We start from the raw sequence: 6,382 nt of genomic DNA on the forward strand, positions 1-6,382 counted from the left end.
CGCCGCGCCCAAAAAGCCACCCCGAAGGGTGGCTCAGGCGGAGCGATTCCGGCTCACAATTCCTTGAGATCATCCTCGTTCAGAGGCGTGATTTTACGGATACGGCTGGGCAGCGGGCGTTCCGGTCTCTGCGCCGTCTTGCCCTTTGCCGCCGGTGCGTCGCCGGCCTGTTTGCCGGAGGCCTCCCCGGCCCTGGCCCTGCCGGACCGAGCCACAGGCGCTGCCGCCGGGAGCGCTGTCCTGGCCGTTGCCGCCCGCGGGACGGCCTCAGTCTGAGCGGCGGCCCCGAGCTTGAACTCGGCCACCATGCCGCGCAGCTCACCGGCCTGGCTGCTCAGTTCCTCGGCCGCGCTGGCGCTCTGCTCCGAGTTCGAGGCGTTGGACTGGGTCACCTTGTCCATGTCGGACATGGCGGTATTGACCTGTTCGATACCCTGGGCCTGTTCCTTGACCGCGGAGGCGATCTCTGCCACCAGGTCGTCCACCTTACCCGCGGCCTCGGTGATAGCGGTCAGGGCCTTGTCCACCTCGGCGGTGATCCCGACGCCACCCTCGGCGTTTTTCACCCCCTCCTCGATCATGACGGCCGTGTCCTTGGCCGCCTGGGCGCTGCGCTGGGCCAGGGAGCGCACCTCCTCGGCCACCACGGCGAAGCCCTTGCCCGCCTCGCCGGCCCGGGCCGCCTCCACCGCCGCGTTCAGGGCCAGAAGGTTGGTCTGGAACGCGATTTCATCGATCGTTTTCACGATCTTGGCCGTCTTGTCCGAGCTGGCCTTGATCCGGGTGATGGATTCGGTCATGCGCTGCATCGAGACACGCCCTTTGTCCACCGCCTCGCGCGCCCCGGCGGCCATGCGGCGGGCCTGGTCCGCATTGTCCGCGTTCTGGCGGGTCATCGAGGAAATCTGCTCCAGGCTGGCCGAAACCTCCTCCAGGCTCGAGGCCTGCTCGTTGGCCCCGGCAGCCAGGCTCTGGCTCCCGCTGGCGATCTGGCCGCTGGCCGAGCTCACCTGCTCCACCGCCTCCGAAACCCGGGTCAGGGCCGCGCCCAGGGATTCGAGGGTCGTGTTGATATCCTGTTTGAACTCGGCCAGCCGTCCGCGGTAGTCTCCCCGCACCCGGTGGGAGAGGTCCTTGGCCGCGGCTTTTCTTAGCACCTGCGCCGCCTCGTTGATCGGCTCGGTGACCGTGTCGAGCAGGTGGTTGACCCCCTCGATCAGGCGGCCGAAATCGCCGCCGTGACGGCTGCTGTCGGCGCGGCTGTCGAGCCGTCCCTCCCGGGCGGCGGCGGTCAGCGCGGCCACGTCCTCGTTCATCGACCGCAACCGCTGGATCATCGCCAGCATGGCCGCGGCCAGCTCATCCGCGGCCGATGCGGCCGTGATCTCCACCGCCAGGTCGCCCTCGCTGATCCGGCGGGCGACCTCGGTTTTCTGGCGCAGGGAGGCGATCATCTGCCGGAAAGAATCACCGAGCTGCCCCACCTCATCCGTGCCGGAGAGCCTCACCTCCCGTTGCAGGTCGCCCCGGGCGATCGACTCGGCCACCTCGCGCATCTGCCGCACCGGACGGACCACGGAGCGCGTGACCAGCAGCGCGCCCAGCACGCTCGCCAGAATACCGAGTAGAGCCAGGATTATGCTCTCGCGCCGGACCCTGGACATCTGAAGGTTGCAGGCACTCTGCGCCAGGTGCGACCGGGCCTGGAGGGAATCGGAAAACTCGATCAGCGGCTCGCGGTACAAACTGACATAACCGTCGATGTCACCGTCCATGTCCTTGGTGTCCGGGACCTGCCCGTTGGCCAGCGCATCCTTGATCTGTGGCAGCATGTCGTGCTCGAACAGATCGATAATCACTTCAAGTTCGCCGCCGGCATTGGCAACCAGAACTTTTTCCTCATCGGAGTAGGCCAGCTTCTCGATTTCAGCCTGATCCTGGAGGGCCTCTTTTCTGATCAGTTCCCAATTGGCCTCAGTATCATCCATCTCCTGGTTGATCTGGGCATCCGCGATCACCCGGTACATCTTGTCGGCAGTACTGGAGGCTTCCAGGGCCACCGAGGCCTCGGCGGCCCGCTCGGCGCTCTCCTGCTGTAGCTTCCCGATGGTGCTCAGCCGAACCAGGGTGCTGCTCGTCATCGCGACCAGGATAAAGACACAGGCCCCGAACCCGATCCCCAGTTTTCTGCCCACGGACATGCGCATAATCAGCCCCCTTTCAAGCTACCTGTCCCACCCTTAGAGGGATCAGCCGGCTGCCGATCCCTCTAATTCAACATATAAAAAGCTCAATCGGCTGCGCCTATACCCAGGCCGCTCCGGTTCTATCCGGCTGTGCGGAATCGAACAGTCGTTCATGCATCACGGATGGTTAACGCCTGCCCCGCAATGGCAATCCGGCGGGCATCGTCCGCGTCCCTGGCAGACACACCGGGACAACCGGCCGCGGACCGCATCCGGATCAACGGATCGACCGGACCGTAAGGTCGCGCTCCGCCTGGCCGAGGACATTCACCAGGCGCCGCAGGTCGATGGGCTTGGTGAAATAGGCGTACACCCCGCGGTCCTTGCAGGCCACCGCGCTGCCGACATCGGTCTGGCCGGTCATGGCGATCAGGAACGCGCTGGAGTCGATGGCCGAGAGCCGGTCCATCAGGCTCAGGCCATCCAGGTGCGGCATGCGCAGATCGGTCAGCACCACCTGAAAATGGCCGGCCTCGTGCTCGCTCAGAGCCAGGACCGGATTGGTGTAGACCCGGCACTCGTGGCCGATTGAATCGAGAAACTCCTTCAGCGTCGACGCGATCGCCCGATCATCGTCTATAATCTGTATACGCACTTTCACCTCGCCGTTTTATTGAAACCCGTTCTACAATTCGCGCGCCTTAGTTCTTACACAAAACGTGCCACAATCACAACCATTTGATGTATATGGCTATAACGCCATCATGGCGGGCCGTGCGTGTGGTTTCGCTCATCCGGGCAAGAGCAGCGGGACAGAATGCGTAAAAACAATCACCACTTGCGGAGGCCGGCCGGGAAAAAGCTCACCGGCCGGGGCGGAGGGGACTATTCCAGGTTGAGATGTTTAAGGTAGGTGTAGAGCGCACCCCGGCTTATCCCGAGGTAGCGGGCGGTCTCGGTTTTGTTCCAGAAATTCTTGGCCAGGGCTTTCTTGACAATGTTCAGCGTCCAGCCGTCCAGGTCGAACGAGTCATCCGGCAGCAGGATTTCCTCGCCGGTAAGCTGGGCCTGGCCCTGGGCCGGAAGGTCGGCCGTGTCGCCGGCGCCGGGGACCAGGAACTCCAGGTGCGCCGGGCGGATCTCATCGTCGTCGTAGAGCAGCGCCACCCGTTCGATCGCGCTCTTCAGCTCGCGCACGTTGCCCGGCCAGTCGTAGGTTTCCAGCAAACGGGCGGCGGCGGGGCTGATACTGTCGAAATGGGTCCGCTTTTTCTGATGCAGCTCCTGCATGAACAGCCGGGCCAGGGGAATGATCGCCTCGCGGCGCTGGCGCAGCGGCGGAATGGGGATATGGGCCACATTGAGACGGTAGAAAAGGTCCTGCCGGAACGAGCCGTCCGCCACACACTTGCGGATATCGCGGTTGGTAGCGCAGACCACCCTGGCCGCGGTGGAGATTTTCTTCAGCCCGCCCACGCGGTAGAACTCGCGCTCCTGGATCACACGGAGCAGCTTGGCCTGCTGGTCCATCGGCATCTCACCGATTTCGTCCAGGAATATCGTCCCGTCGCCGGCCAGCTCGAGCTTGCCTCTCTGTCCCTTGGGGTTGGCCCCGGTGAAAGAGCCGCCCTCGTAGCCGAACAGCTCGCTCTCGAACAGGTTGGGGCTGATCGAGGCGCAGTTGACCGCCACGAACGGGCTGGCGGTGTCGCAATCCCCGAAATGGATGTAGCGGGCGATCAGTTCCTTGCCGGTGCCGGTCTCCCCCTCGATCAGCACCGGTATGTCGGGGTTACGGTGCAGTCGCTGGCAGGTCTTCAGCAGCTCCCGCAGGGCGATCGAGAACACGCCCATGCCGGCCACTCCCACCTCGCGGGCGAAAGCACGGCGCAACTCCTCCAGCTCGCGGCGCATCTCGCCGGTGGCCTCGCGCACGCTGTGCTCGAACTTCTCGGACAGACGGCGGTTCTCCTCGCGCAGGGCGATGAATTCGGCGATGCGTTCCAGGATCAGGGCCAGCTCACGGACATTGATCGGCTTCATCAGGTAATGGTAGGCCCCCTCGTGCATGGCCTCCACCGCCTGGGGGATAGTGCCGTGCCCGGTGAACAGGATCACCTCGATTTCACGCAGCTCGCCGCTCAGCTTGACCCTCCTGAGCAGATCGATCCCATCCATCTCCGGCATCCGGATGTCCGAGAGCAGCAGATGCACCTTGTCCTTTTCCAGCACTTCCAAAGCTTCCCGCCCGTTGGCCGCCAGGCTCACCCGGTGTCCCAACCCCTCGATAAACTCGGCGAGCGTGGTTCGGATATCCTTTTCATCGTCGGCAAGCAGGATGTGCATGCTTTTCTCCCTCTCTCAAGGAGCTTTTGGCAGAACGATCTTGAACAGGCAGCCACCGTCCTCGTGGTTGTGGGCCGTGATCGACCCGCCCAGGCCGGTTACGATGTTTTCCGTGATCGACAGCTCGAAACCCAGGCTTTCCATATTCATGCGCGAGGCGAAGAACGGATCGAACACGTGCTCGAGCATTTCGGCGGGCAGGCTGGGCCCGTTGTCCCGCACCTCTATCGAGCAGTCTCCTCGCCCGTCCGTCCGCGTGGTCACGATGATCTGCCGTAAATCCCCGCCCGACTGATCCAGGGTGCTCATGGCGTTTATCACCATGTTGATCACCGCCTGCTCGAGCAGTGCGGGCTGGGAGTTAATCTGCGGCAGATTCTCCCCCAGTTCCTTCTGCAGTCCGATACGGTGAGCCATCAATTGCTCATCCAGCAGGGACAGGGCGCTGTTGACCACCTCGTTCACATCCACGGCGACCGGCTCACGGCGGCTGTCCTGGCGGATCAGGGAGCGCATGTGGCGGATTATCTCATCGATGCGTTCGGCCTGCTCGGAAACGAAACGCAAGGTCTCGACATATTTGTCCCGTGACAGCTCCTTGTCCAGCTCCATCCAGTAGAGGGAACTGTCCACCTTGACTTTGAGCGCGGTGAGGGGCTGGTTGATCTCGTGCGCCACACCGGCGGACAGGTTCCCCAGCGCGGCCAGGCGCGAGGACTTCTCGGCCATCCGCACCGCCTCCACCTGACGGTGCTCGGCCTCCAGGCGCGCCTTGAAAAGCTCCTCCCTCTCCCAGGCGTTGGCCAGCATGTTCCCCACCGTGCGGATCAGGGCTTTGTCCTGATCATCCCAGTTCTTTCTGGCCGAGGTGCACAGGCTCAGGAAGCCGTTGAAAGCCGATCCCGAGAACAGGGGACAGGACAGCAGCGCCTCACAACCCCGGTTTACATAGAAACTGCGGTCCGGTTCCTCCAGCTCGTCCAGAGACTGGAAAGCGAAAATCTCGTTGTTCAGAAGCTGCTGGATGAATCTGTAGCCGTTGTCTTCCTGCTGAATCTTCGGCATCGGTGCAGCACCCTGCTCATACCAGCAATGCACCATTACCACGCCCTTTTCGGGGCGGCAATGGAACAGGCTGGCCCGGTCGACCCCGAAACGCCGTCCCACCTGACCCAGCACTTCATCCAGCCTCAGGATGAACGGCTCGCTGCCGCCCAGCCGCGAGGCGATGGAGGCGATGAGGGCCTCGTCGCGCAGCTTGCTCTGCAGCAGGGCGCGCTCCTCCAGCAGCGATTTTTCCGCCTGCTTGAGCGCGGTGATATCCATGATGCTGGTCAGGGTGTTCGTGTTGGAGGAATGCTGCGGCGGGATGGCCACCCGGTAATAGGCCGTCCGCTTCCGGCCGTCCAGGGTGCGGATCGACGTTTCCCCCTGCAGAAGGGTCTCACCCTCGAAGACCGCGGTGAGGCTCCGGGTGAGGCTTTCCGCCGCATCGGGGTAGATCATCCGCCCCAGGGAACCGAGCAGTTCCTCCCGCGAGCCGGCCCTGTAAAGGTTCAGCGCCGCCTCGTTCACGTCCACGATCCGGATCAGACCTGCGGCGTGACGGATGAAATCGGGGTGCTCGCGTATGTAGGTCCGGATATCCTCGACCCCCTTCTGGCGCAGGCTGTCCAGCTCCCGCCGGAGTTCGGAGATATCCTCCTCCCACAGGGGCATCGGCGAGGAGCGGAACATCCTCCGGTAGCGGTTCTCGCTCTCGATCAGCGCCCGCTCGATCCGCTTGCGGTCGGTGATATCGAGCAGGGAGCAGATGGAGCTGCTGGTCCCCGGAATCAGCTCGACATTTA

Annotated in this window: 4 protein-coding genes (1 of these 4 only partly in view); all 4 read right to left on the reverse strand. The window is 63.6% G+C overall.

The features are described 5' to 3' along the window. Positions 1-53 precede the first annotated feature (53 nt). On the reverse strand, positions 54-2,207 hold the full coding sequence (locus LLH00_09125) for a methyl-accepting chemotaxis protein (protein ID MCE5271434.1): 2,154 nt from the start codon (positions 2,205-2,207) through the stop codon (positions 54-56). Between the two features lie 256 nt (positions 2,208-2,463). Then, on the reverse strand, positions 2,464-2,841 hold the full coding sequence (locus LLH00_09130; protein MCE5271435.1) for a response regulator: 378 nt from the start codon (positions 2,839-2,841) through the stop codon (positions 2,464-2,466). 230 nt (positions 2,842-3,071) lie between these two features. Then, positions 3,072-4,532, reverse strand: a complete 1,461-nt coding sequence (locus tag LLH00_09135) for a sigma-54 dependent transcriptional regulator (protein ID MCE5271436.1) — start codon at positions 4,530-4,532, stop codon at positions 3,072-3,074. Between the two features lie 15 nt (positions 4,533-4,547). Beyond that, positions 4,548-6,382, reverse strand: partial view of a PAS domain S-box protein gene (locus LLH00_09140; GenBank protein MCE5271437.1) — the 3' portion only. 2,269 nt of this gene lie beyond the right edge of the window; 1,835 of the gene's 4,104 nt are visible here — the last part of the coding sequence; the start codon falls outside the window, past its right edge; the stop codon is at positions 4,548-4,550.

The organism is bacterium (assembly GCA_021372515.1).
Taxonomy (GTDB): domain Bacteria; phylum Gemmatimonadota; class Glassbacteria; order GWA2-58-10; family GWA2-58-10; genus JAJFUG01.

Bases quoted from the DNA above. Each gene is read 5' to 3' on its own strand.
- LLH00_09135 (MCE5271436.1), bottom strand. From the start codon at position 4,532: ATGCACATCCTGCTTGCCGACGATGAAAAGGATATCCGAACCACGCTC.
- LLH00_09125 (MCE5271434.1), bottom strand. From the start codon at position 2,207: ATGCGCATGTCCGTGGGCAGAAAACTGGGGATCGGGTTCGGGGCCTGT.